Genomic DNA, 299 nt, shown 5'->3' on the forward strand with positions numbered 1-299 from the left:
AAGCGCTCAGCTTTTATAGAGGGCTTAGGTTTTGTAATCGGTCGCCATGATGTGCTGCGTACCTGTGTTTTAAATTCGGGGCTTTCCCAAAATCTACAGGTGGTATTACGGGAAGTGGAACTGCCGATAGAAGCGTTATCGATAGATAGTAGCCAGAAAGTCTTGCCCCAGGTAGGGCGGGAGATGGCATCAGACCATTTGTACATGGATTTGACAAAAGCGCCGATGTTGCAGGTAAAGGTGGCCGATGATGTAGCCAACAAGGCCTATTATTTAGTGTTGAACCATCATCATTTGAT

Annotated in this window: 1 protein-coding gene; it reads left to right on the forward strand. The window is 46.2% G+C overall.

Translation table 11 applies throughout. The features are described 5' to 3' along the window. The coding region (locus AC04NP_RS30775; RefSeq protein WP_482863969.1) for a condensation domain-containing protein at nt 1-299 on the forward strand (299 nt) is incomplete at both ends.

This window comes from Agaribacillus sp. DX54, from assembly GCF_056858335.1.